Annotated in this window: 13 protein-coding genes; 2 read left to right on the top strand and 11 right to left on the bottom strand. The window is 48.3% G+C overall.

From position 1 onward, the window contains the following. Positions 1–7 precede the first annotated feature (7 nt). From CZ379_RS03935 to CZ379_RS03905, 7 genes are all read right to left on the bottom strand, one after another. Positions 8–6,418 (bottom strand): S-layer homology domain-containing protein, encoded by a 6,411-nt coding sequence (locus tag CZ379_RS03935; protein ID WP_199925438.1) that lies wholly within the window; start codon positions 6,416–6,418, stop codon positions 8–10. A 170-nt stretch (positions 6,419–6,588) separates the two neighbouring features. Beyond that, positions 6,589–7,944, bottom strand: coding sequence for an ABC transporter substrate-binding protein (locus CZ379_RS03930; RefSeq protein ID WP_110930415.1), 1,356 nt, complete (start codon positions 7,942–7,944; stop codon positions 6,589–6,591). 173 nt (positions 7,945–8,117) lie between these two features. Beyond that, complete coding sequence (locus tag CZ379_RS03925) at positions 8,118–9,473, bottom strand: FAD-dependent oxidoreductase (RefSeq protein WP_110930414.1); 1,356 nt, start codon at positions 9,471–9,473, stop codon at positions 8,118–8,120. A 12-nt stretch (positions 9,474–9,485) separates the two neighbouring features. Next, positions 9,486–11,096: a response regulator transcription factor gene (locus tag CZ379_RS03920; RefSeq protein ID WP_110930413.1), complete on the bottom strand. Its 1,611-nt coding sequence runs from the start codon at positions 11,094–11,096 to the stop codon at positions 9,486–9,488. A 29-nt stretch (positions 11,097–11,125) separates the two neighbouring features. After that, entirely contained in the window at positions 11,126–12,844 is a 1,719-nt protein-coding gene (locus CZ379_RS03915; protein ID WP_110930412.1) for a sensor histidine kinase, read from the bottom strand. 103 nt (positions 12,845–12,947) lie between these two features. Further along, positions 12,948–13,781, bottom strand: a complete 834-nt coding sequence (locus CZ379_RS03910) for a carbohydrate ABC transporter permease (protein ID WP_110930411.1) — start codon at positions 13,779–13,781, stop codon at positions 12,948–12,950. A 21-nt stretch (positions 13,782–13,802) separates the two neighbouring features. Continuing rightward, a complete protein-coding gene (locus tag CZ379_RS03905; RefSeq protein WP_234404798.1) occupies positions 13,803–14,747 on the bottom strand; it encodes a carbohydrate ABC transporter permease in 945 nt (314 codons plus the stop codon). 213 nt (positions 14,748–14,960) lie between these two features. Between CZ379_RS03905 and CZ379_RS03900 the strand changes: the two genes are divergently transcribed. Together CZ379_RS03900 and CZ379_RS03895 are read left to right on the top strand one after the other, a co-directional pair. Further along, positions 14,961–15,992: a LacI family DNA-binding transcriptional regulator gene (locus tag CZ379_RS03900; RefSeq protein ID WP_199925437.1), complete on the top strand. Its 1,032-nt coding sequence runs from the start codon at positions 14,961–14,963 to the stop codon at positions 15,990–15,992. 75 nt (positions 15,993–16,067) lie between these two features. After that, the gene (locus CZ379_RS03895) at positions 16,068–18,377 is read left to right on the top strand and encodes a GH36-type glycosyl hydrolase domain-containing protein (RefSeq protein WP_110930409.1); all 2,310 of its coding nucleotides are present in this window, start codon (positions 16,068–16,070) and stop codon (positions 18,375–18,377) included. Between the two features lie 662 nt (positions 18,378–19,039). Here CZ379_RS03895 and guaA read toward each other — a convergent pair. From guaA to CZ379_RS03870, 4 genes are all read right to left on the bottom strand, one after another. Then, positions 19,040–20,578 carry a glutamine-hydrolyzing GMP synthase gene (gene guaA, locus CZ379_RS03885; RefSeq protein ID WP_110930407.1) on the bottom strand — a complete coding sequence of 513 codons (1,539 nt, stop codon included), beginning with the start codon at positions 20,576–20,578 and terminating at the stop codon, positions 19,040–19,042. Between the two features lie 77 nt (positions 20,579–20,655). After that, positions 20,656–22,992 (bottom strand): DUF4129 domain-containing transglutaminase family protein, encoded by a 2,337-nt coding sequence (locus CZ379_RS03880; protein WP_199925436.1) that lies wholly within the window; start codon positions 22,990–22,992, stop codon positions 20,656–20,658. Further along, positions 22,979–24,253, bottom strand: coding sequence for a DUF58 domain-containing protein (locus CZ379_RS03875; RefSeq protein WP_110930405.1), 1,275 nt, complete (start codon positions 24,251–24,253; stop codon positions 22,979–22,981). The genes CZ379_RS03880 and CZ379_RS03875 overlap by 14 nt, the downstream gene beginning before the upstream one ends. Continuing rightward, positions 24,253–25,221, bottom strand: coding sequence for an AAA family ATPase (locus tag CZ379_RS03870; protein ID WP_110930404.1), 969 nt, complete (start codon positions 25,219–25,221; stop codon positions 24,253–24,255). The genes CZ379_RS03875 and CZ379_RS03870 overlap by 1 nt, the downstream gene beginning before the upstream one ends. Between the last annotated feature and the right edge of the window lie 78 nt (positions 25,222–25,299).

Raw genomic sequence — 25,299 nt, 5'->3', positions numbered from 1 at the left:
TGTGAAATCAACCTCTCTCATAATTCAACATCGCCAGAATCATTGTGACGGCTTCCGCTCTGGTTAAAGAGGAATTCGGGTGAAATCTGCCGCTGCCATCCCCTTTTATAAGTCCCTTCTCCGCAGCTGTCGCTACAAAAGGCTTAGCCCAAGCAGGCACTTGTCCGGCATCCTCAAAGGCCGGCTTGACATCGGGAGTTACCTCCAGACCTAATGCCCGAACAATGATAACTGCCATTTCCGCACGCGTGATTTCCTTGTTTGCCCGGAAGGTTCCATCCTCGTATCCAGATACAATACCTGCTTCAGTAATAGCCTGGATAAACGGCTGTGCCCATTTCGGAGTGACGTCTTTATCAACAAAATGCAAGTAAGAATCGCCGGGCTCCAGCTTCATTGCTCTTGCTAACATTGCTGCAATTTCAGCGCGGGTTACCCGAGCATTCGGCTTAAATGAGCCATCCCCGTATCCTGTTACAAAACCGAGCTCCACGGATTGTACAATGGCTGCTCTCGCCCAATGCCCCGAAATATCAGCCAGCTCTATTGCAGGAAGCTTCGGTTCCGCAGGCACAATTGAATCTGTCGGTACTGTGGGTTCCGGCTCTGGCTCCTTTTCCGGTTCTGGCGACACAGGATTTTCCGGAACAGGGCTCGGCATCGTCGTCCAACCGCTGTTCCAAGCATCGGCTTGGGTCGTTACATATACACTCGGTCCTCCCGTGCTCCAATTTCCTGCCGCATCGCCCGCCTCCACTTTAAATAAATAGCTCGTGTTCGAGGTCAATCCCGTAACCGTATGACTGTATACATCACCTGTCACCGTGACGAGTTCGCCTCCATTCATATAAACCTTATAATTAGTTACTGATGTGTCGTCAATCGCAGCTGTCCAGGATAGGTCAAGGCTTGTCTTGCCAACATTAAGAGCTCTCATGGACTTATCCTTGGGCCATACCGGAGCGATTTCATCCGCTGGCTCCTGTGTTGGCAGCTTGGCAGCTTCAAATTCAGAAATAGCCCGAATGAGATCCATCAGCGCAGAGTCCAGAGCGTCCTGCGCGGCCTCTTGACTCATTATTTCATTCGCGATTGCTATCGCAGTGCTTAAGGCATCAAAGGCCGCTTCCGGATATTGACCCGGCTGATCGCCGATCTCAGCGCTGTCCAGCTTGGAGCGCGCCTCAGCTAATGCAGCCTGCAGCCTGGACTTATCCACGATTGGCGGTTCTGTAGTACCGGCGGAGGTATCAGTAATCGTGATTCTCAGTTCAGCTTCCTGACCGGTGTCAAATACTACTGTGAGCTCCACCTCGCCAACCGCTTGCATGTTCAAGTATTCTTTCTTAATTGTGAGCCAGTCCCCGGTCACAGTATAATAGACATCTTGTGTGACCGTTACATCTCCATGGCGGATCGCCGCCACTTCGGACGCTGAGTTCCAGGCTATGCCGATCACGACGTCTGCCTGCTTCTCGGGATTCTTGTCAAAGCTGGCATTGTTGGGGCTAAGCGATGGCTCAGACGAGTCCGCTTCCTCAGGAACATATTCCGAAGCATTGCCATCCCCGTCTACAGTGCGAATACGATAGCGATCGGTTGAAAGACCGCCAGCATCAAAATAGCGGGTTCCCTTCGACACTTTATCATAAGGCGCTCCGTTCTTCTCAATCTCATAGTAAGAGATCCAATTGTCATCGAATCCCTCCTTCCAGACCACTTCCATCCCCCTGTTGCCCATGTATTCGGCACTGTCGACCGAGATCAATTCTGGTGCATCAGGCGCAGTCTGATCCAATCCAGAGCCTGGCCTTCCCTCGAGATTCAGGAAGATGATTTCGCCCGTCCTTAAGGGGGTCAAGGGAATACCCTCGCTCATCCACTGAGCTCCTGTTTTCGTTGTGGTAATCATCCCGCCTTCCAGTGTAGAAACTGTGTATGCCTGATCCTCCTTCAGCCCCTTCGGGTATACTGTCACGTCCGTTCCTTCAAGTGCCGAATCGAAGCGCACTGTTATATAGCTCTTGCTTCCGTCTTGGCTAATCTTCTGTACAAAATAATACTGTCCATTCGCATTCGTTACAGGTCGGTACACCTTTACATATCTCCCCATAACGCCCTGCGCCTTCAAATAACGATATAAATCGGCATCTTGTCTGAGCTGCTCCAGATCTTCCTGCGCAGCCGCTCCCCCTGCCACCGTCATTTGATAGCTGAGCACAGCCCGGTTAGCTTTCGAATAGGTGCCCTGCTCTCCTCTGCCATGGGTTGAAACCAGCTTGTCGATCGGATACAGCAGGGAGGTATAGTAGCCTTCGCTCAGTCCGGCAGCACCCTCTTGCGGAGTGATAAACTCACTGTAAGCCGCGCTGCCCGGATGGAGCAGGTCCGATCCGTTGCTGCTAATATGAAGCCCTTTGTCCGGATGGTTATGCTTGTACTGCTCCAAAGTCTGCATCACGCCCTGCGCTCTTAAGAACCCGTCCTTATACAGATTATGATCTGTTTTTAACGTAAATCCGCCGAATTCATTCTGCAGAGAGCTGACCTTATTTTGAATATACTGGACAACCTCTGGTTTGGAGGTATCCAGCCCGGTTTGTCTAGGATCCATCCCTGCTTTGTATTCAATCAACCAATCCGGATGTTCATTCTGTAACTGAGAGCCTTGCTCTGCACCCCAAGGCGGGAGCCAAAGTCCCAAAGATTGGCCGCTCATGCTGGCATATTGCTGGTACTGATCGATGGGCATCGCCGCTTTCCAGCTCCAATCGCCCACGCTGGTCTGCCACCCCTCTTCAAGCCAGATCAAATCACCGCCAATATACCGGTTGTTGCTGATTCTCTCGAACACTGTATCCGGATCGGTACCGGCCCCCTCGTATTGAATCAGATTCAAGTAGGCATCGTTAGTGTCAGACCACTTATACTTGTACTGGTAATCTGTTATGGCATTGCCCAGATCATCAACATCGCCCCGGAATACACCCACTCTGGATACAGGTGAAGAGAATGTCTCATCAGGATCTACGGTAAATATCCAGTTTTCGGTATCCAATCTGTTATATACTGCTACCTGGACAAAGGTCATGCCCGAGTTATTCCCGACTTTCGTCGTCCATTTCCCAGAGTAATCCCAGGTGAAGAACAGGCCATCCTGATCGTCCCTGTATTGCATAGCGAAGAACGGATGATTGATCTCGGTATCTGAGCCTTCAATAGTAGTCAGCGAGGTTTTGTTCACCGGTTGTTTGACAAGAACATGCTCGGTAGCCCCGCCGTTCTTGTTGACATTGACATGATAAAGATCAACTTTGTCGCCTGCATCCGGCATCAAGCGATAACGGATTAGACGCGGTTCGCTGAATATAGCCGGAGCTTGCTTGAGGTTCGTAAAATCCGTCCATTCTTCGATTACCCCGGTATCAGGCAAGATTTGATAATTCCTCGTTACTCTCATCGACTTGCCTGTTACCGACACGCTAAGAATCAATTCACCTTGATCGCCCTTCGTAATGGAATGGGATTCATACGTCCATACACTGTCATTTCCCGTGACGATGGGTGCACTTGTATTGCCAGGAACAACGGGCTTAATCGCAAATTCATCAGAAATAGTCTCCGGATGCGTAGAGTATTCCTTGCCGCCGTTTGGCGCCAGCTTATTAACGAGGCTCGTCATGATAAACTTGCTGTTCTGAATCCGCACGACCTTCTCAATCTGATCTGTGCCCATCGTCCAAATTTTCTCATTCCCCATATCTTCAAAGCTTACATAGGCATCTCCCGATGTCGCGCCGGATTTGTCAACGATTTGTACAATCAGCAATTGCTTATAGCCCTGGTCAAACTCGACCATCAGCTCCAAGCTTCCCACATCCTGCACAGCTAACAATTCCTTCTTGATCGTCAGAGCTGCCTGACCGCCTTCTGTCTGCCCTATAGCATAAGCATCGAAACCGATACTAGCCCCATTCAGCTTGATATCCTTCACTTTCGTAGCGTTGTTCCAGGTAATCTCGGTTATTATATCTGCTTGGAGATTAGGCGCTTTGTCAAACTCAGCCACATTGGGCTGGATCGACGGCGCATTCTGCACAGCCGCTACTTCACCAGATACATTACCGTCACCATCCACGGTACGAATGCTGTATTGGTCGTTTAGCGTACCATTAGCGTCAAAATAGTACGTGCCTTTTGACACTTTATCATAGGCTTCTCCGTTCTTAAAAACCTCATAATAGGAAATCCAGTTATTGTCCGAGCCTTCGCCCCAAGTAAGCTCTACTCCACTGCGATCCATATATCTTGCATTGCTTACAGACACATTCACTGGAGGTAAAGGAACGATCTGATCGTTGGCGGATCCCGGTCTGTTCTCAAGGTTCAGAAAAATCACTTCGCCAAGCTGCAGGGGGGTTAAGGCAATCCCTTCACTCATCCACTCTACGCCGGTCTTGGTTGCAGTCGCCATGCCGCCTTCCAGCGTGGATATCGTATAGACTGATGAGGGATTCAAACCTTTCGGAGTTAAGGTTACATTCTCCCCTGCAAAGCTGGGATCGAAACGCACGGTGATATAGCCCTTATCCCCGTCTTTATTCATCTTTTGCACGAAATAATAGCGGTCGGCCTCTGACGTGTGAGACGGGCGGTACACCTTCACATACCGGCCCATTACGCCCTGACCCTTTAGATAGCGGTACAGATCCATATCCTTTCGGACCGGCTCCAATTCCTCCATCGTACCATTGGTTTTGCCAGCGACTGTCATGGCATAGCTCAGCATGGCCCGGTTCGACTTGCTGTACGAACCAATGTCTCCCCTGCCTCTGCTCGTCATAATCTTGTCGATCGGGTACAGCATTGACGCATAGTAACCGTCACTGTAATCCGGTGTACCGTCCTGAAGCAGAATAAGCTCGCTTAGTGCTGCGCTGCCTGGATTAAGTACACCCGAGCCGTCACTGCAAATATGCAGGCCTTGATCCGGATGATCCAGCTTGAAATTTTCCATGATCTTCATTACGCCTTGAGCCCGCAAAAATCCGTCCTTATACTGGTTGAAATCTGTTTTAAGCATAAATCCGCCAAGGGCGGACTGTACCTCATTCACCTTGCTGCGGATATAGTCCACAACCTCGGGATTGGATGTATCAAGCCCTGTCTTCCTAGCGTCCATTCCCGTCTTATATTCGATGTACCAGTCCGGATGCTCGGTCATAAGCTGCGAATGCTGCTCCGCGCCCCATGGCGGCATCCAAAGCCCCAGAACTTGATTGTTTCTGGCGATATATTCCTGATACTTCTCAATCGGCATGCCCTCTTTCCATTCCCAATCGCCAAGGTTGGTCTGCCAGCCATCGTCGATCCATACCATGTCTCCGCCGATATATCGGTTGCTGTTCACCTTCTGAAAGATAAACTCCGGATCAGAGCCATATCCTCCGAAGCGAATGAGATTCATGAAGTCATCGTTCGTATGATTCCATTTGTATTTATATTGGTAGTCCGTTATGGCGTTCCCCATATCATCCGTATCCCCAACGAACACGCCTACTCTAGACATTGGCATGGAAACGGTCTCATTCTGCTTTAGAGAAAAGGTCCAATTTTCCTCATCCAAACGATTGTAAGCCGCTGCCTGAATGAAGGTCACCCCGGAGCTATTGCCAACCTTGGCCTGCCATTTCCCAGTATAATCCCAAGTAAAGAATACTCCGTCTTGCGTATCCTTATATTGAAGCGCCACGAAAGGGTGGCTCACATCGGCGCCCGAGCCTTCGATAGTTTTTAAGCCGTTCATATTGACCTGCTCTTGTACCAGCGTATGCTTAGGAATACTGCTTACTTTATCGCCAACCATATGGTATACGATGACATTGTCTGCCGCCGCGTCGGACATGACCCTGCTAAGTATAAATCTCGGTTCAGCATAGGTCGCTTCATTGTCTCCCAGGTTGGTAAATAACGTCCACTCCTCGATCACCCCGGTATCCGGAAGGATCTGATAGTTTCGCGTTACCCGCATCGTCGGACTCGTCAGCGACACGCTGAGAATCAGCTCCTGCTGCGAGCCTAGAAATGTCGAGTAATTCTCCAAGTTCCAGTTCTCGCTGCTGCCGCTGACTACAGAACCGTTCGTATTGCCTTCGTTAACGGTTTTAATAGCGAATTCATCAGCTGCATCGCCAGGACTCAAATACTCCTTCCCGGTCTGGCCCCCTGCCAGCTTATTGACAAGGCTTGTCATTTGGAACTTCCCATCCTGGAGTCTGACCACCTTCTCGATCTGACTGGTGCCGAACGTCCATACTTTCCCGAAATCGCCCTCTTCGTAGCGAACGTAGGCATCTCCGGAGGATGTAGGGTTATCCCCAGCTACTAGAGCTGAGGATGATCCTTCACCTGTGTTCATTGAATTTGCTCCCGCCGCATTTGTGGTGGCCAGCTGAGACATAAAGCTTGAACACAGCATAACGGCTATCAGAAACCATTTTTGGATAACCTTCATTTTGCAATTAAACAGCAGCAAAACAACCTACTCCCTTCTCTTAGTCTCCAATCCTTTTGCTAATACGATGATCGTTATTTTTCTATCAGCCTTTCCCCTTCCGTCATCATGAACTTCTGTGCTTCTTCAAACGTGATATTGTTCAACATGTATTGGCTGAATCCATTCTCTACAATTGTCTTTAACTCACTGCCATAAGGAACAGCAATGCCTGCTGAGTTCATTTTTACTCTTGGGTCGAATAGCGTACTGGACAAGGATTTAAGATCAATTAGATCCTGTTTGTCCCCATAAAATTGTTCGAGAAGAGCGTTGCCGTCAACCTTCTTCCAGCCCGGAATATCTTGCAGATATTGTGCACCTTCGGTCGTCAGCCATCTTGCAAAGGTGTATGCAGCTTCTTTATGCTTAGACTTCTCACCAACTCCAAGGAAGCTGCCCGATACGTTCGTTAATCCCATATCAGCGTCTTCTGAAGAGCGTGGAACAGGTGCATAAACCATTTGGAAATCATGTGGGAAGCGATCCAGCAAGGTACCGGCATTCACTACGAAGGAAGCGGTGGCTAGCATGCTAGCTTTGCCAGCGAAGAACTGCTGCAGGACATGATAGTCTGATGCCAGCACATCCGCATAAGGCTCTACGCTCTTATCCTCCTCTTCCATGGCTCTGCGAAGCTCGAAGAAGTATTTAAATGAAGGGTCATCAAAGTTCAATGTCAGATCTTCTTTCAATTGCGGATGAGGCAATTCAGTATAGGCGATAATATTCGGGTATTCCCCCCAAGTGTGAAAATATGTTCCGTAGTGTTCCGGCGTTGTCAGCTTCTTGGCGTATTCCCGGTAATCATCCCATGTCCAGCCCATCTCTGGAATGGGCAATCCCGCTTCTTCCAGATGATCCTTATTAAATACAACCATCCATTGGGAGGAATTGGCGATAATTCCGTATGTTTTGCCGTCATAGGTCGGGTTAAGCACATATTCTTCCTGCGGATCTACATTCTCATTGGCATAGAACTCATCGAGCGGAGCAACTACGCCCCGGGCAGCCCTTTCAATTAATTGCTCAAAATTGCCGGTGTGGAACACGTCGACGGATTCGCCGCCGGCCATCAATACATCCAGTTTATTCAGGAACTCAACCGTGTCATTGTTTTGCACAAGATCGACATATTCCACTTGAATATTCGGATGAGCTTCGTTGAAGGCGTTTACAGCAATGACGTAAGGCTCTTCATCCCTTTTCGTCTTATAGGTATAGAATTTGATTGTTACGGGCTCATTCGATTCCGCGGCCCCCTCATTCCCCTTATTGGCGGCTTGGTTATTCGCAGCATTGCTGTCCGCTGACCCCGGGTTGCTGCTCGAACATCCGATCATGGTGAAGATCAGACACAGTACAATAAGGAATGACAAACCCTTTTTCATAATTGTTTACCTCCACGTATTTGAGTTAATTTCATGTTCATTATAAATGACTTCTTTTCACAAGCCCGTGTAACTACTCGTGTTTCTGGTGTGTAAATTTTTGACCTCGGCTCCGTCCCTCACAGAAGAAGCTGAAGGCATGTTCACCCATTGCCTTCAACTTCTTTCTAGAATTATTGGGCACCGTTGATGTCTTCGCCAAGCCAGGCCCCTTGCCTTACAAGCTGTTGCTGCAGTTCCTTGATGTCGATACTCCGCGTACGATTCAAGCCCTTCGAGCTAAGTATCGCCCCTGCTGTTCCGGCAGCTTCTCCCATAGCAAAGCAATTCGGCATCACCCGAGTCGCCCCTTGGGTTGCTCTATCTGTAGAGATACATTTACCCGCGGTAATTACATTCTCAATTCCCACTGGAAGCAGCGATCTATAAGGAATTCCGTGAGATTGCCCCGGCGGCAGATGAACCATGGTCATGCCGCTTTGTGCATTGGCCATGTGCAGATCAATATAATAGGCGTTGCGCGCGATATCGTCAGCGAAGGAACGACAGCTTTGAAAATCATCGGAGGTGAGAATATAATCCCCGACAATTCTTCTTGTCTCGCGAATTCCGATTTGCTCGCCTGTCAAGGATAAGAACGCATGCTCAAAACCGGCAATATTCTCGCGAAGCCAATCCGTAATATGATGGACAAGCGCACGGCCAGCTATTGCGCCATGCGTCAGATCTTCCGCCTTGGATCCATCGATGCCAAAAATATGTCCAAAATTAAAGCCGGCGGTCTGATCGTTCAGCCAGGATATCCCTGCCCAATCCCGGACGACATTCAGCTTGCCTTCACTCTTGGCCTTGTTGATGGCATGCTTTAGATCGACGCCATATTCATCGACACGGGCTAAGAAGCGATTGCGATCCAAATTGTGAAGCATAAAACACATCGTCCCCGGCTGCATTTCCCCTTCATCGCCACCTTGGACAAGCTGCCCACCGGCATGATACACCAGGTCGGCGTCGCTTGTCGCATCAATGTAAATCTTCGCCTTCACAGCTTGTGTACCCGTTTTATTGTGAATGATCACCGCGTTTACAACACCATTCTCCTCAAGCACATCTCCAATGAAAGTATGATATAATATCGACACTTTAGCCTCTTGCATCTTCTCATCCAGCAGCAGCTTCAAGATTTCTGCATGAATCGGTACCCAGTCCAGCTCACCCTTCCATTCCTCCTGAAAACCCGCCTCCATTCTGGCTTTCATATCCTCCAGGATTTCCAGACCAATCCCCCGGATGACTGGTTTAACGTGATCCGTATATGGACAGAATGCCGGAACATTCGCTACCGTGGCCATGCCCCCCAAATATCCACGCTGCTCAATCAATAGAACAGATGCACCGTTCCTTGCAGCAGCAAGTGCCGCTCCTACTCCGGCAGGCCCGCCCCCGCAGACGAGCACATCAACTTCCTTGCTGACGGGGATTTGCCGTTCCGGCAAGTGTAAAAATTCCTTCTGCTGTTGGTTGTTCATTTCAATTTCCTCCTAGTCTGTCAACTTCTCTTTGCTTAGCTTGTGCTTGTAGTCGCTCGGCGACATCCCAACATATTTCTTGAAAATTTTTGAGAAATAAGCCCGATCCGAATACCCTAGCAAATAGGCCGCATTCTCCATCGTTTCATTCGGATTATTCAGCAAATTTTTAGCCAGTTCCATCTTGTACAGATGGACGTAATCGGTAAAATTCCTTCCGTATCGTTTCTTAAAGTACCTGGAAAAGTAACTGGGGTTCAAATGCAAATAATTGGCTATATTGACGCTCGTTACAGTTTCGCAAACATGGTCATCAATGTACTGATTGATTTTTGCCAGCTCGGAATTTTTAACCTTTTCGGGCTTCACGTTTAATGTAAGCTGGAGATGCCTTTTCAAGGCTGTCTTAGCCAACTGCTCCGTTTCTTCCGCACGAGCGCTTCTTTTGAGTAAGGAATAGAAGGGCTCCAGCACCGAGACATGGCGTTCCAGGGCAACGGAGCGAACTACGTTTTCAAACATCTCCCTAACCATAGAGGGCTGCATGCGATGATTCATTGCCTTCTTGCGCAAGTTACTCAGCATCAGATCAATCAATTGAGGATTCTCGGTGTCAAAAGCATGCTGGGCCAACTCCAACTCCTTGTCAAACGCGCTAGGATCCAACGAATTGGAATAATCAACACCGGATGTGGCCTGGACCAAATCTTGGCCGGAATAGTAAGCTTGTTCGATATAACGGGAAATTTGCCGGTACGCAGCGCCAAGACGATTCAACTCCACCGTTTCGTGGCAATAATAGACCCATACCTTCATTTTTAAAAAACGTTTCACACTCTGCCTAACATCCTCAATGAAATCCAGAAATACATCCTGCTGCGAATGCAGCTCCTCTGCACTGGGGTCAACATTAAAAAGCAGGTAAACACCTTCATCATGATAAAGAAAAGGAGTAATTGTCTTGCTGCTATCCGCTCGAAGCTCCCCGGCTATGTTATATATCGCATACTGCAGTAAAGTATGATCCTTAATGGCATAAGCCTCCAGCATCGAGCTTGTGTCCAGATAGAGCAGAGCCAGCCGAAAACCTGGCTTCGCCAGTCCAACATTCAATCGTTCCCCGAATTTTCTTATGTTTTTATCGCTGTTTCCTTTGAAGACTGCGTCAAGAAACTGCTCCTTTAAGACCACCTTATTGCGCTGAATGTCCTGTTTAAGGGCCAGGCGCTCCTGAGACTTATCCCTTGCTTTGATCCACTTAAGTGCTTTCTCCACACTGTCAATTAGTTTTTGACTCGTTAGCTCGTCTTTGATCAGGTAATCATCCGCATCCAATTGGAAGGCTTGTTTTAAATAATATATCTCCTCGTAGCACGTCAGAAAAATAATACGGACATCCGGATCCAACTCGCGAAAAGTCCAGGCTAATTGAATGCCATCTATGATCGGCAATCCAATATCCGTAATAACTATGTCCGGTTGTGTATCTCGAAAGACCTCGATCGCAATTTCACTGGAAAAGCATTTGCCGACAATTTCTATTTGCAACGCAGGCCAGTCCATCATTTTTTCCAAATACTGCAGCATCGGCACATCATCGTCAATAATAAGCACTTTATACATAGCTGCCCCCCCTTTTCGGCTTCACGCCGTTATGAATGACCTATGGAGGTTTGATGATAAGGAATCTCAAGCAGGAATGTCAGTCCGCCGTCTTCATTCGATCGCACCTTCAATGCTGCTCCTTCCCCGTAGGCCAGCTTCAGCCTTCGGGAAACATTGATCAGGCCGACACCGTGACTCGAGGAATGGTCATCTTCCTGTTGTGAATTCAATTTTACGCTTAAAGCTTGCAGCTTGTCCTCCGCCATTCCCCTGCCGTTATCAGCGATTTCGATGGTTAGCAACTGCCTCGTCCAGGTGGCATTCAATTGAATTGTCGCATGCTCTGGATGCAAGGCAAACCCATGGATAACTGCATTCTCAATAATCGGCTGAAGCAGCAAGCGGGGAATTTGAAAATCTTTCGTCTCTTCCTCCAAGCAACAATTGAAATGAAAGTCCATCTTATTTCGGACATGCATAATTTTCAAGTAATTCTCCAAAAGTCTGCATTCTTCTTCAAGTGTCGCCATTTCATTAGGACGGATATAAGCCCGAAGCAATGAGATTAGAGAAGCGATGATCTGGCTGTGTGCCATGTCGCCCGCCATCACGAGCTCTACTTTTATTGAGTTCAGTGTGTTCAACAAAAAATGCGGACGAATTTGGGAAAATAAGGCCTGCATCTCCATCTCCCTTTTTTCCTCTTGCTCTACCTCAACCTGTTCAATTAACCGGTTAATATCGTCCAGCATACGATTGAATACATTCCCAAGAAGCGCCATCTCATCTTTGCCCTGCACCTGCATCCTGACACTGCGGTCACCGCCTACATAACGTTTTGCTGTGTTGCGCAAATGATAAATGGGCGTTGTAATTCTGCGTGCGAGATAAACAGAAAAAATAAGGAATACGACAAAAAATGCACTGATAGTCAAAAAAGAAAACAGAAACTCCCGTGACACCAGCGTCTCTTCTTGAGAAACCGGGGTTACATATACTAGCTTCCATCCAAGATTGTTGATCACTTTCTCGGTTCGAATCCATTTCTTCGGATCATAGTCAGCATTCAAGCTGCTTACTATCCTATTTCCATCTTGATCTAACAACATCATTGAACCGTTGTCCAACGTATCAAACAGCTTATTAAAATAGGATTCAGGAATGCCCATGAATAATGTCGCCAAATGGATCTGGGTTACGGGATCCTTAATATTCTTGGCGGCATAATAATAGAGCTTGTTATCCTCCTGCCATTGAAACCAATGCAAGTGCGAAGCCTCATCTGAGCTGAGGCGGGCGGCCTCTTGAAAAGACTCGTTCGAGTAAACCGAGAACATGGGAAGATCAATATTCCCCATAATGACCCGATTGCCGGCATTCAACATGAACATCCTAAGATCCGCATCGATCGTTTGGGCCATCAATACGCTCGACATTTCGTTTAATCTTCGAAAGCGTCGAAACTCCTCATAGTCAGAGAAGCGGGTCGCTTCACTTAATATCCTTAAACTCTCCAGCATCTCCGTATCCTTAAGCTCCGAGAAATACAACGAAGCAAACAGAATACTTTCAACCGTCTTATTAAGATGATCTGCTGTTACATCAACGGTATTGATACTGGCTTCCTTCACATTTCTCGCTACGTTGTCGCGAATAGATGTATAGGAATTATACGTAATGACTACGAACGGCAACAGAATGAAGATAATGAAAGAAAGTTGTATCCTTTGATAAAGAGAAATCTGATTCAGTTTTTTACGCAGCATGTGCCCACAATCCTTTTAGTTTAATTCCTCCGATACATCTTAACTCTATTGTCGATGCCCTGTTCGGAATGTCAACTTGCAATATTGCGGGAATGTGCGGAATTCACCCTTTTACCCCTCCGAGCGCAATTCCTTCGATGACCTGCTTCTGCAGAATCAAAAAGATAATAATAAGTGGAATGATTGCAGACAACGAAGCCATCATCATAACGGATATATTCGTGGCAAATTCCTCCTTAAAAAATTGGATGCCCAGCGGAATCGGGAATTTCTCTTTGGACATTAAGAAAATCAGCGGTGTCTGGTAATCATTCCATGTCCAAATGAATTTAATGATCCCCACCGTAGCTATAATGGGCTTGCAAAGAGGAATCATAATTTGCCGATAAATCCGGAAATATCCGGCTCCATCCAGCTGCGCAGCCTCCAGCAGATCATTATGAATGCCCATCATATATTGTCTGAACAGAAACGTGAAATAAATAGAAAACATCAGCAGCAAAATGATAGCGCTATGTGTATTATAAAGTCCCAGCCACTTGATAAGCAGATATCTGGGTACAAGTGTCGATTGCTCGGGAATCATCATGAATGATAATAACAGTCCAAACAACAAATGCTTTCCCTTGAAGTCAATCTTCGAAAACGCGTATCCCGCCATAGAAGAAATAATCAGCGTGGCCAGCGTGGCGATCAAGGCAATTTTGATCGAATTCAAGTAGAACATATAGAACGGGACTTTGCCCATCCAGACCTCCTTAAAATTGTTGACGAAATTCCAGGTTTCGGGAATCCACTGGATCGGGAATGTCCATACATCCTTCTCAACCTTACTGGCTGCAGAGAGCATCCATACTAGGGGGAGAAGGAAGCACAGTGAAAGCAATCCCATTAGCACAGTGGTAATCAGCTTTCCCCAGTTGATCTTCATACTCATATCCGCATTTACCTCCAATCGTTAATTATGGCTTTTCTTGCTTTGAAAAATCCAGGTCACCGAAGTCACCAGTACGATCATGACAAAGAGGACTAAAGACATGGCGGAAGCATAGCCCATATTGAATCTTTGGAAGCCCTCCAGATAAATCTGGTAAACGATCACCGTACTTGCATAGTTCGGTCCGCCATCGGTCAAGAACTTGATAATATCAAACACTTTGAAGGAGGTAATAATACTCGTAATGGTCAAAAAGAACGTAGTCGGCCCAAGAAGCGGAATCGTAATATACCAGAACTGCTTTAATTCACCAGCACCATCAATATTTGCGGATTCATACAGTTCATTGGAAATACCGGCCAGGCCCGAAATAAAGATTATTATTTTATATCCGACAATCTGCCAGACATAAATAATCATGATGGCAAAAATCGCATAGGTGGTATCCACTAGCCATTTAGGAGGATCCATGATCCCCAGCTGCATTAAGGTCTGATTGATCGGCCCTTTCGAAGGATGAAATAACGCAGACCAGATCGCGGCAATAGCCACCGTAGAGCAGATATAAGGGATAAAGAAGGCGATTTTGAAATATGATTTCAAATAAACCCTGGAATGAATCAAGGCCGCCATAATCAATGAAATGATAATTCCCCCCGGAACAACAAGCGCTGTGAACATCACGTTGTTCTTCAGGGCTTTCAGAAACTGGCTGTCACTGAACAAGGCTTTGAAATTGTCGAATCCAATGAATTCTATATCGGACAAGCCACCTACCAAGTTCCATTTCGTAAAGCTCAGGAACAGACTAAAGACAAGTGGAAAAACGGAAACCAGCAGCATGCCGATCACTTCCGGGGCAACAAACAGCCAGCCGGCCAAGTTCTCTCTTCTTTTTTGATTCCAATAGCTTTTTTTAGGCGGGGCAGGCAATGGCGCTTCTCGAAGCTCTATCGTTTCTCTCAAAGCAAACTCTCCTTTCTGTATGCGTCCCCCTTATTATAGAGCAGGGAAAATTATAAAACGGTTGATAAATTCTACTTATCACCGTGTAATATTTTTACCTTGGGATAACTCTTCAGATTCTCTTCAGATTCACTATTGTTCTTTGCCGGGGTTTAAGCTAAGATACATTTGGGGAACGTTCCCTATACGGAGCAGAAAGAAAGGAAAGGAGGGGTGATCATCGCAAGCATACTGGATATTGCAAGGCTCGCTGGCGTTTCCAAAACAACCGTATCCAAAGTATTGAACCATCAATACGGCGTTCGTGAAGAGACTCGAAACAAGGTTTGGGAAGCCGCAAAGGCGCTGCATTATACGCCGAATATCGCCGCCAGGACCCTCGTTACTAGCAAAACTGGCGTAATCGGAGTCGTATACGACTCCTTCAAGTCGCCGATTTACTCGGAACTAGCTGGCGAGCTGGAAAAGTGGGCACGCAAGATGGGCGTTCACTTGGTATTCTGCAGCTGTAATCAGCAACAAGCATCTAAGATTCACTATATTCAGTATTTCATGGGTGGTGCTGCAGACGGAGTGATCCTGTTCGGAAGCGCTGAGGATGATTCCGCTGTAATTGAACGGCTGATGGCCGTGAATTTTCCCTTCGTTGTTATCGAGAACTATTATGAGGAACTGCAGATCCCGAATGTCCTTGTTGATAATGTTGGCGGCGCCGAGCAGGCTGTCCGGTATTTGCATGACCTGGGACACCGCCATATTGTCCATGTTACAGGAAACTTACGGCATCGGGTGGCGGTGGACCGCTACCTCGGGTTCAAACAAGCGATGCTTGCATCGGGGCATGAACCGACTTCTGACCACTTTATTTACACCGATGGTTCAATTGGCTGCGGGCCTGTTGCAGCCCAAGCACTGCTTGAGAAGCCGGATCGTCCTACCGCCTTGTTCGTATTCAATGATCTCATCGCCTACGAAATGATAGACAGCCTGCACCTTGCCGGGCTGCGTATTCCAGAGGACATCTCGGTAATAGGCTTCGACCATCTAGTCGGACTGCTTAGCTTCAAGCCTGGAATTCATAATTTGACTTCCATGGGACAGCCTCTCGGGGAGATGGCTAGAGCCACAATAGAAATGATATTATCACTTATTTCAGGACAGACACCCGAACCGATAACTCAGCAATTCAAACCCGTACTCCAGGAAGGAAATACATGCAAAAGACGGGAACCGGATGCTTCATAACGATCAAGCGTTTTTGCGCGAGATCTCTTTTTTAATCATAATGGGGAACGTTCCCCATCCAAGGAGGAGCCACATATGACAAAGTTTGGACATTTCTCGAATGACGGTTCTGAATTCATCTTTACCACTCCGCGCACACCTAGACCGATGTTGAATTACTTATGGAATCCCTATATATTATCCGGTGTGAACCAGCTAGGCGGCGGGACAGGCGCGTATGGGGACCGCGCTGCAGCTTATATTGACCAGGAGGGCAGAGGACGGGCCGTCATTATTAAGAATGGCAACCGCTACTTCTACCTACTCGATGAAGAGAACGGCGAGTTCTGGAATCCGGGCTGGTATCCTGTTAATCGAGAGCTCGATTCGTACTCTTGCACACATGGGCTTGGCTACTCAAAAATCAAAGGGACCTATCAACAAATCACAGCCGAAGCCAGGGTGTTTATTAATCAAGAGGATCCTGCGGAGATTTGGACAATTACCTTGGAGAACAACTCCAGCCGCGAGCGCAAAATGAAGGTCTTCTCTTTTGTAGAATTCTCGTTAAGCGGGTATAAAGTATACAGCAACTATTACTCCAATCTATTCTCCGAATTTGATGAAGATCATAATTTACTTATAGCCTACAATACAACTCAAGACCGTACGCATGAATGGTTCAACGGGTTTATTGCTTCAAGTGAAACGATTGAGCGATTCGATTCCTCGCGAAAAGCCTTCTTAGGTACTTACGGGCACTTAAACGCGCCACAAGCAGTGGTGTCCGGAAATTGTTCCAACACGTTAGCCTCCAATGAAGATATGGTCGGCGTGCTTCAGAATGCGATTACACTTCAGCCGGGAGAGGCCCGCAGCTTCCATGTGCTGATCGGCGCGACTGATTCTTTGGAGCGGGCCCGTGGCATGACTGCCAAGCTGTTTGCTCCCGGGGCAATCGAACGAGAATTCACAGCGGTGTTGAAATCCAGACAGGACATCATGAACACGATTCGGATCGACACACCCGATGAGAAGGTGAACAATCTCGTCAACTCCTGGATCAAGCAGCAGGTACAGCTATGCGCTGAGGCAGGACGCGATACCGGTAAAGGCTTCCGTGACCAGCTGCAGGATGCCTGGGCGATTGCTTCCTTCAATCCCAGCCTGGCCAAGGACAAAATTCTTGAAACCTTGCGTTATCAGTATTCCGATGGGAGCTGCGTAAGAGGCTGGCTGCCGCTTGACCCTCATATTTATTCGGATGGCCCAACCTGGATCGCGCCGACGGTTAACGCCTATTTGAAGGAGACGGGGGACAACCAGTTTCTTGATATCAAGGTTCCTTATCTGGATGAAGGCGAAGCAACAGTATGGGAGCATATGCTTACAGCAGTACGGTATTCATCCGAAGATACCGGGGAGCGCGGGCTCGTACTGGCCCATGATGGCGATTGGAATGATTCCCTGAATGGAATTGGCATTGGCGGGAAGGGAGAGAGCGTCTGGACATCCATTGCCCTGTACTATGCCCTGAATCAAACCGCTGAAATCGCAGCAGAGATTCTGCAGGATCAAGAGCTTGTACAAGAGTTGATGGAGCGAGCTGAGCGCATCAAGCATGCCGTCAATGATACAGGATGGGACGGAGAATGGTACCTTGCGGGATATAATGACGCCGGAGAAAAAGTCGGTACTCATACAGAGACAGAAGGAAGCATTTATCTGAATAGTCAGACCTGGGCGCTGATGTCTGGAATTGCCCCGGACGAGCGCATTCAACCATGCCTGAAAGCCATTGATGAACGGCTGGATTCACCCTATGGGCCGTTAACCCTCTCTCCTACGTATACAAGCTATAAACCGGAGATCGGCCGTCTTACAGGCTTTGTGCCCGGTATTTGGGAGAATGGAGCTCCGTACTGCCATGGCGGATCCTTTAAGATCGTTGCCGACTGCTGTCTTGGCAGAGGCAATGAAGCGTATCAGACAATGTTGAAAATTATGCCAAACAGCGAAGGCAATCCATCCGAGCATTCCGGCTGCGAGCCGTACGCCTTGACCAATATGTATTTTGGCCCTGATAATCCCCGGGCTGGACAAACCATGTTCGCGTGGGTGACTGGAACGGCAGGATGGATCTTTCGTTCAGCGACCCAATATATGCTAGGATTCCATCCCGGGTATACGAGCTTCACCATTAATCCGGTCATTCCAGCTGACTGGAAGGAATGCCGGATTCAGCGGAATTTCCGAGGGGATCTCTATGATATATCCATCTTTAATCCGTCTGGAGTGCAATCCGGAATCAAAAGCATCGTCATGGACGGTCAGCCCGTAGAAGGCCATTCAATACCCATTGCCGGGGATGGCAAGACACACCAGATTATAGTTGAATTAGGATAAATAAAGGCAATGATGAGGGGATGAGAAATTGTTTCATCCCCTCTTTATAGCATCTTTTTTAGTAATATTTATTTTCAATGTGTTTGAATATCTCTTGATTATTCTTAATAAAATTCTCTTCTCTTTAAACTCGTTTGTAATCTCAAACACGTAATTCATTCCTTCTTTATCGTATCCGCGATTCCATATAAAAATCTTGAGGAATTTGAACATGGCTCTCTTCTACTACAACAAAAAAGGATTTTCTTCTCAAATTGCAAATTTAGTAAAAATATTCATGGTGAAAATAGAAGTATTACTTTTATACAACAACTAGATCCAATTAAAAGTACAGAATTACCCCGGTTTTTAGAGGTAGCGGTTTCTGAAAAAGGAAATGCAGTCTTGGGAGGAACAATTACCGAGATTGTTGACAACTAAAACTGTACTTTCAGCAAAGTGAGATAATCCTCAAGAACGCTTAGATGTATTAATCAAAAATTTAGTGACTTCAAAATAAATAGGAAATAAAAAATAGAGATACTGCTTTTACACAGTATCTCTCATTTCCTCCGTTTCCTCTGGCGAGATTTTAGCGGAGAGCTTATTTATTGCTTTATACATTTTACGTACTTTCAAAACACAGTCAAATCAACGTTTTCACTTCAAATGCTCTTAGTGAATTATTCCCACTCGATCGTAGCAGGTGGTTTCGAAGTCACATCATAAACGATCCGGTTCACGTTCTCCACTTCGTTAACGATGCGTACCGAGATTTTCTCAAGCACGTCCCAAGGAATACGCGCCCAGTCAGCGGTCATCCCGTCGATGGAGGTTACCGCGCGAATGCCGACGGTGTAGGAGTATGTCCGAGCATCGCCCATGACTCCAACGCTCTTCATGTTAGGGAGCGCTGTGAAGTACTGCCAAATTTCACGATCAAGGCCCGCTTTGGCGATTTCTTCGCGCAGAATGTAGTCGGAATCGCGAACGATTTTCAGCTTGTCCTCCGTGACTTCGCCCAATACGCGGATCGCCAGTCCTGGACCAGGGAACGGTTGTCTCCAGACGATTTCCGCAGGCAAGCCGCATTCCTCGCCGACTTTACGAACCTCATCCTTGAACAGCGCCTTCAGCGGCTCGATCAATTCGAATTTCATATCCTCCGGCAGCCCGCCAACGTTGTGGTGAGATTTGATAGTTTGAGCAGTCGCCGTGCCGCTCTCCACGATATCGGTATACAGCGTGCCTTGCGCTAAAAATGCAAAATCGTCAAACTGTTTGGACTCTTCCTCAAACACATAGATAAACTCATTACCGATGATTTTCCGTTTTTGCTCCGGATCATCGACGCCTGCCAGCTTGGACAGGAAGCGTTCGCGGGCATCAATTTTGACAACCTTCATATCGAACTTGCCAACAAATGTCTCCATTACGCTCTCGGCCTCGCCTTTGCGCAGCAGCCCATGATCGATGAACATACAAGTCAATTGATCGCCTACCGCCTTGTGGATAAGCATCGCTACAACGGAGGAATCAACGCCGCCGCTCAGCGCACACAATACCTTCTTATCGCCGACCTGCGTCCGAATATCCTGAATCGCATCCTCGATGAACGTCTCCATGCTCCAGTTGCCTGCACATCCGCACACTTCGTACAGGAAGTTGCGGATCATTTCGTTTCCATTCACAGAGTGCCGTACCTCCGGATGGAATTGTACGCCGTACATTCGGCGCTCCTTATTCACGAATCCAGCGATTGGAGCGTGCTCCGTAGAGGCATCGACGACGAAGCCCTCCGGCAGCTCCACGACATGGTCGCCATGGCTCATCCATACCGTTTGCTTCGACTCCAGGCCTTTCGTTAACGCCGAATGCTCAGCGAAGTTTACGTCCGCCTTCCCGTATTCCCGCTTAGCCGCACGTTCTACCTTTCCGCCGAGCTGATGCGCCATCAATTGCATTCCGTAACAAATCCCGAAAATCGGCACACCGATATCATACACAGCAGGATCAATTTGCGGCGCATTCTCTGCATACACACTAGAAGGGCCGCCGGAGAAAACGATGCCCTTCGGGGCCATTTCCCGCAGCCGCTCTGCTGAAGTATTGTATGGCAGCAATTCGCTATACACTCCTAGATCGCGAATTCTTCTTGCTATCAGCTGATTGTACTGCCCTCCAAAATCAAGAACGACAATCAATTCATTTGGCTTATTCATTACCGAGCCTCCCTCAATTCATGAAACTAATTATACGAAACGACAAAAGAAGTCGTCAAGAAAGTTCGGTAGACATCTTATCCCCGGCGTAAAGCCAAATTTCGGCATAACTCCAGAAAATTTCGGCTATTTGTCCGATCCGGCCTTGATCCTCCATAATATAATGTTTCCCAATCCCGGACAAACTCCTCCAATTTGTTGAAATCCTCTACTTGCTTTGCAGCAAGCGAGTCCACATATTCTCTTGCGGTCATCCCCTCCGGTTTATTTCCATGAACCTGATACAACTGCCGCCAGACTCTGTCTGCAGCGTGCAGCAGCAGCCTTTGATCAGGAAAGCTGCTTCGAGGCCGAACGATAATCCACCACAATGCAAATAAATTGCGCCACATAAAAGCATTTCCGACAGACCAAATTACGAACCAAGCCGAAGGAACGACTGCAAGCAATGCAGCAGTCCAGATGAGCGGCGCTGCAACCAAGGATTTCCTTAGAATAAGCAAGCCTTGATCCGTAATGGATTTCATCGCGATGGGAAGCCCCTTTACTCTTTGCACCGTTTCCCAGAGCCACGAAGGAAGAAGCCATTGACCGCCCGCCCCGCTTGCGGCCGACATGACAGATTCATAGCCGGGTGTCGGATCGAAGGGAACCCAGCCATGTCCCGGAAAGTAGACCTCTACCCAGGCATGGGCATCCGCATAAGTGATCGTGTACGAATCAGCCTCATCCTTGTTCCGCTCTCCGGGCGCAAACCCCTTAACCCAGCGCGCGGGAATCTCGTTGCTGCGCAGCAGCACGACCATAGCCGTGGAGAAATGATCACAATAGCCCTGGCGGTCGATAAACAGAAAGCGATCGACGAAATCCTCATCCTCCGGCGGAATTGCCGAATTCAGGTCGTAGGCATAATGCTGCTTCAAATATCTAGCGACGGCCATTGTCGCATCATAACGATTATCGCTGTCTTGAACCAGCGATTTGCCCAGTTCGCGAACGCGCGACGGCAAACTGTCTGGAAGCTGGACATACTGCTCCTTGATGATTGCTGGATCATCGCCCTGCCGCTCCCGCAAATGCCCGCCTGCATCCGGAAGCTTGCTGGCCGTCAACTCATAACCCTGAACGCCTTCTACGAAGATGGCTCGCCCAGCCTGATCTGCCTCTTTCAAATAAATAGCGCCGGTGCTTTGATTTAAACTGGCCTGGAATGGAACGCTGCGGTAATCTTTGGCGAAGACGCGATCAATTTGTACAGGAATGCCCCCGCTGAAAAGCGGCAGCCTCCCGGAGACCGGTTTTTGAAACGTGATCGTTTGTCTGATCTTGCCCGTACTCGCCACTACATCATCCTGGGGCAGAAGCGTTGATCCATTCTCGTAAAACTCCTGAGAAGTATCCCTGCTTGCGGGCTGCAGCCAGCCGCGACCAGTGTACACACTCTTGCTTTCACCGCGCCAATAGGCGGGCACAGGCGATTCCGCTGTAAAATAAGTATCCCAGCGCAGCTCCAACGGCGCCCCCAGCTCATCATCATCGCGCCCGTACCCCGATACACTGGAGGAGGCAGCCTTGCTCGCGCCGGCTCTGCCCTCTCCTTCATACCAGCTTTGCAGACCCTTCATCAAATCCTGCCAAGGCTGCTGCTGATTCGGCAGAACCGGAAGCAGGAAACACAGCGCGCCGGCGAAAAGGACATGCCCCAAAACCGTTAGAGGAGCAGCGATTGCATACGCTCGTCCACTTCGTTTTTTTCTGACTGGACTTGGCTCCTTCCTCTTGATGTAACCCTTCTCGCGAAGCTGCATGATAAACGTGTAGCACTGTATCCAAAGGCCGATACCTACCGCTCGTACCAGATTGTAAAATATCGGCGAATCAAATATCATCTCAATGATAAACAAATATATGATAGTTATGAACAGAAAGAGCAGTATCGTTTGACGGCCTATCGCCAGCATCTGAACGGAAACGACCAGCAGGCTCCACCCGATGAGTAATAAAAGCATTCTTGACTCCGAACTTGCCTCACTGAGCCTCCCGGTTTGAATTATTGCCGCAATATCTTGAACGACCATTTCCCCATATCCATTAAACCAAGCGATTCCCTCATTCAAACCAAATAAATAAAACAATGCCCCCCCAATTAGCAGCAATTGAAGCGCGGCTTGCAGCCATGAGACGAGCTGCAGACTGCCAACAAGCAGCAGGGCGCCTGTTAAACATAAGAAAACATCGATAACCGCCCTCTCATATTCGACCACAATAGAGTAGAGTGGATACAGGCATTCCCCAAAAAGGGCAAGCAAGAGCAGAGATACCAGACTTCTGTGCAATCGCAGCCGAGCAGGCTCGTCTTTAGTTAGACGAACGGAGGCATTAACGGAGGGATATTCCAAACTAGGCGATGACATGCTCTGTCCCCCCGATCTCCAGCGTCCTCTCCGGGCATGCATAATTCGGAAGCGGTACAATATGAATGCCATGCCCTCTCAGCTCTGCTACCAAGTGATCGGAGACATCGCTCGTTCCCTCCGTCATCAGCGCTTTATCAGAAGCTTTATCAAATGCATTATCAGCAGCACACCACAATTCCAACCCGGCTCCAGACTCAGCCATTTGCAGCAGGTCGGCAACAAGCGATGAAGTCAGGCAACCAGTAATCACCGTGACTCGCCGCCCACGGACAGTCCGACTACTCCACGGTTCCCCAGCATGAGCAAAGGATACGGAGGGTTCCGTCGCAGGCTGAGCTTGTGCCAAAACCTCAAGCCCCTTGTACAACCCTTCCCGGCCGCTCAGCTGAAATGTATAGTCCCCCGGCCATAGCCGGAAGTAAAACTCTTCTGCTGCTTCGCTCTCTCGATGCAGCCAGGCCGCCGCAGCAGAGACGGCAATTTCGAACATTTCCTGCCTATCATGTCCAAACTCCTGTTTACCGAAATAAGACTTCTCATCAGTATAAAGAAGCAGGCAGGAGGGTGGCTCATATATTTCTTCCGGTGCACGGGATATTAGTTCGCCACGGCGAGCCGAGCTTTTCCAATGGATGATCTTGAGCGGATCCCCAGGTGCATATGCTCTTAAGCGGCTGCCCCAAATTGGCAAATAACCCGCTGCTTCTGTTGATAGCTCGCCAATGCCCTCCTCATACCGTCCCTTAAACCCGTCAGATGAAAAAATACGAAGGGGAAGCGGCTGGACGATAAGCTTATCTTTTCCCTCAACAAATAGGCAGCGCTTAAACCATCCAAAAATATCGCCCCAAGCAACCCTTGTAATTCCTTCCCTGTAAACTCCCCTCGACAGTTCACTTAAACGGTATGTGCCGCTATAGCTGCGTTTGAATCCGGTGAACAGCAGTTTGCCGCTCTCCTCCTCACCATCAGTGAAATAATCTTCAATCTGCACCCAGAGCGGAGGAATCCCGCCGACTAACTGCACATGAATCGTGACTTCGATTTCCTCTCCGTCATAAGGGGATAGCGGCGACCAGGTACGCTGCACAACGACTCTTCTTGGCCCGCAAAGCTGTATAACGGCCCCCACGATTGCAATGGACAGTGCCAGCAGAAAGAGGAATAACGAAGCTCCCCCCCCTTTCCAGACATATAAGGCACCGAGAAAGCCAACGAGCGGTACGGTTGCAATCCACGATCGAATGCTGCTATTCATCACGACGATGCTCCCCGCTGCTGGAAAAACACCGGTATCTTCCCCTGCGCCAATAACTCCTCAACCACACCTTTCCCATTCATTCCCGCTAATTTCGCCTCGGGCTTTAACATCAGCCTGTGAGCCAAAACCGCTGCGCTCACCGCCTTAACGTCATCAGGAATCACATACGAACGTCCCTTATAATAGGCCATAGCCTGAGCCGCCCCCATCCAGGCCAAGGTTCCTCGTGGACTGATTCCAAGCGCAAGCTGGGGATGACTACGGGATGCATCGGCAATCTCTACTAAATATTGTTTAATCCGTTCATCAACGAGTACCTTTCTGACTTGTCGCTGCATTTGCACCATCTCTTCAAGCAGAAGCACTGGACGCATATCCTCTATAGACAGCCTCTCCTGCATACGGTCAAGCATTTCCAACTCTTGCTCTGGCTGCGGATAACCAAGGGCAACACGCATCAAAAATCGATCAAGCTGAGCTTCCGGCAATCTGTAGGTTCCTTCATAATCCAAAGGGTTCTGCGTGGCTAGCAGCAAAAAGGGCTTCGGCAGCGGATGAGTCACTCCGTCCACTGTCACTTTGCGCTCCTCCATCGCCTCAAGCAGAGCGGATTGGGTTCGCGGAGCCGCGCGGTTAATTTCGTCGGCAAGCACAACATGAGCCATGATCGGCCCAGAGCGGAACTCGAACTCCCCCGTATGGGGATGATATACCGACACACCAGTTACATCGGACGGCATCAAATCCGAAGTAAACTGAATTCGGCCGAACGAGCCGCCGAGGCAGGCTGCGAGCGTGCGTACCAGCAGTGTCTTGCCTACTCCGGGCACATCCTCAAGCAGAATATGTCCCCCATGCAGCATACAGACGACAGCAAGCTCAATTTCCTTTCTTTTTCCTATAATTACACTATCTACCCGGTTTACTAGCTTCGCGAGCAAATCTGCTGAATAATGATCTATCATAACTGTGCTACCTCCATTCCATTTCCGGTCGCCATTCTACCAACATTGTGGCCAGAACCTACCGAAAATAGACGTAGG

The organism is Paenibacillus bouchesdurhonensis (assembly GCF_900155685.1).
Classification (GTDB): domain Bacteria; phylum Bacillota; class Bacilli; order Paenibacillales; family Paenibacillaceae; genus Fontibacillus; species Fontibacillus bouchesdurhonensis.
This window is presented reverse-complemented; position numbering and strand designations above follow the sequence as displayed.